Consider the following 3185-nt stretch of genomic DNA (forward strand, 5'->3'; position numbering starts at 1 on the left):
TTTGGTGACAGAACACTATTTAAAGATGTCTCCTTTCGATTACTTGCAGAAGATCATGTAGGTTTAGTTGGTGCAAACGGGGTTGGGAAATCGACCTTGATGAATATTATTACTAAACAATTAATTCATGATTCAGGTCGTGTTGAATGGACTCCTAATGTTCATTATGGATACCTTGATCAGCATACAGTTTTGACACCAGGAAAAACAATGCGGGATGTCCTAAAGGATGCTTTTCTTCCGCTTTTTGAACAAGAAAAGGCTCTGAATGAAGTGACTTCAAAAATGGCGGAGGCAACACCTGAAGAACTTGAAGCATTATTAGAAGAAATGGGAGAAATTCAGGATCGTCTTGATGCAGGCGGATTTTATTCCCTTGATATTAAAATTGAGGAAGCAGCACGCGGGCTTGGGTTAGATGCCATCGGACTGGATCGGGACGTTTCCGCACTAAGTGGTGGCCAACGTACAAAAGTTTTATTGGCAAAGCTCCTTTTAGAACAGCCACAAGTCCTATTGCTTGATGAGCCGACCAACTATTTGGACGTTGAGCATATTCGCTGGCTGACGAATTATTTGAAAGAGTATCCGTATGCTTTCATGCTCATTTCCCATGATACAGAATTCATGAACCAAGTATCAAACACCATTTTCCATCTGGAATTCTCGAAGCTGACCCGTTATACAGCCAGCTATGATAAATTCCTAGAATTAGCGGAAATCAATAAAAACCAGCATATTAATGCATATGAGAAACAGCAGGAATTCATTAAGAAACAAGAGGATTTCATTTCGAAAAATAAAGCGCGATATTCAACGACAGGCAGAGCAAAGAGCCGACAAAAGCAGCTTGATCGCATGGAAAGAATTGATCGCCCTGAAACAGCAATGAAACCAACTTTTGATTTCAAAGAATCCCGCGGAAGCAGCCGTTATGTTTTTGATGGGCAGGATTTTGAGATTGGTTATACACATGCTTTATTACCAAAAATGTCAATCACGATTGAACGCGGTGAAAAGATAGCGATTGTCGGCTGTAACGGTGTCGGTAAATCTACACTTTTGAAGACAATGCTTGGAAAGATAAAGCCAATAAGTGGTAAAGTGGAGCGTGGAGACTTCCTCTTCCCTTCTTATTTCGAACAGGAAGTAAAAGCTGGAAACATCACTCCGATTGATGATGTTTGGAGTGAGTTCCCATCCATGGATCAGCATCAAGTACGTGCTGCTCTCGCTCGATGCGGCTTGAAGAATGAGCATATTTCTCGTCCTTTAAATCAATTAAGCGGCGGCGAGCAAGCAAAAGTTCGCTTATGCAAGCTCCTTATGAATGAAAGCAACTGGCTTCTATTCGATGAGCCTACAAACCATCTGGATGTTGTTGCAAAGGAAGAATTAAAACGAGCATTAAAATCATATAAAGGTACAATCGTGCTAGTTTGCCACGAACCTGATTTCTATGAAGACTGGGTAACGAAGGTTTGGGACGTAGAGGAATGGTCCCAACAGCTCCAATCGTAATAAATTCCATTCATAACCCCTGATTTTTCAGGGGTTTTTTGCTTAAATGTGAGCAAAAAATGAATTTTATCATTGAGTCTTTTAAACGCTTACATTTAGTGTATAATAAAACAGGCCCGGCAAATAAGATCAATAGTTTAGTATGTATTATTTTTTCAATATGGATATTTTACAATCATTTTTTTAAAAGGATCCGATGTGTTTCAATATATTGGCATTGCCTTTCAGCGGGTAAATTTTTGATAAAGGACAAATGAATTTATGACAACCAAAAAGATAGCCTGGATTACTGACAGCACGGCATTTATTACAGATGAGCTGCGGAATCATCCTGATGTTTATGTCGTCCCGCTCTCCATTACTTTTGGCGATGAAACATTTGAGGATGGGATAGATTTAAATACAAATCAACTATATTCCCGTATTCGTTCATCGAAAGAAATACCAAAAACCTCACAGCCTTCAGCTGGGAGATTTGCGGAGCTTTTTGAACAATTAAAAGGTAAATATGACTCAGCTATAGCCGTTCATATTTCTGGAAAATTAAGTGGAACCATTAATAGCTGTCTATCAGGTGCTGCGCTTGCCGGTTTTCCGGTTGATACAGTCGATTCTAAATCGATGTCCTATGCTATTACGACTTTAATATATAAAGGCATGAATCTTTTAAATGACGGCATGCCTGCTAAAAATATCGCAGAAATTCTTCAGAAAGAAGCAGCCAAATCTGAAAATTATATTTTGCTAGGAAGTCTTGATCAATTTTATAAAGGCGGACGAATGTCAGGTACTTCCTATTTACTCGGCAGTCTTCTAAAAATCAAACCTATTATCCGAATAAACACAAATGGTGAATTTGGACTTTTCGACAAGGTTCGATCTGAAAAGAAAGCAATTAAACGTATGCTAGATCTGCTTGGTGAATCCTATAAGAAGCATTCAATATTACAAGTACAAATTCTTCATGGAAATGTGCTGGATAAAGCAAATAAACTCGCTTCAGAAATAAAAGCACACTTCCCTAATCTCGATATTTTCATCGGAGAAATAAGCTCCACGATCGCTGCTCATGCTGGAGAAGGAACACTTGCAACCATTTGGCATAATGAATAAAAAGAAAAATGTGTCGGATTTTTCATAGTTGTTCAGTATTTGTAGAGAAACATTGAAAATAACATACAAATTAACAGACCATTCGCATACAGGATTGGTCCTTTTTTATACATATTTTACTTTTGGCATGTAAAATTGCTGAACCATAGGCAAATGAAATAACCATTAATTTCTTGATATTTCATTCTGAACTTAGCGGACATCAGTTCCTTTATTTGTGTCAAAGTGGGTTAATTCCAAATGTTTATGGACACTGATTCCGCTATTTTGTAAAAATATAGCGATTTCATGTGTTTTTTCGTAAATANNCAGAGGATCCGCTATTTTGAAAAAAGCAGTGATTTCATTGAGTTTTTCGTAATTAGAGTACTTGGTGTCCCCGCTTAGCTCTTAAAATAGGGTCATTTAATAAATATAACGGATTCAATATCCTCTTAAGAGTAAAAACTATATATCTTCCAATTTAACCAAGGAAAATCATCCAGTTAACCATGGTTATTCCCTACTTTCCACATACAAACCCTCTTTTTTTTGCATAGTAACGTCCACTG

At 37.6% G+C, this 3185-nt stretch carries 2 protein-coding genes; both read left to right on the forward strand.

Features of this window, described 5'->3' with window-relative positions; translation table 11 throughout:
• Positions 1-1521: ABC-F family ATP-binding cassette domain-containing protein (locus V7149_RS12795; protein ID WP_335346015.1), on the forward strand; the 1521-nt coding region annotated here is incomplete at its 5' end.
• A gap of 261 nt (positions 1522-1782) precedes the next feature.
• On the forward strand, positions 1783-2634 hold the full coding sequence (locus tag V7149_RS12800) for a DegV family protein (RefSeq protein WP_335346016.1): 852 nt from the start codon (positions 1783-1785) through the stop codon (positions 2632-2634).
• The last annotated feature ends 551 nt before the right edge of the window (positions 2635-3185 follow it).

Origin of the sequence: Bacillus sp. JJ1503 (genome assembly GCF_036965125.1) — a bacterium.
GTDB lineage: Bacteria > Bacillota > Bacilli > Bacillales > Cytobacillaceae > Cytobacillus.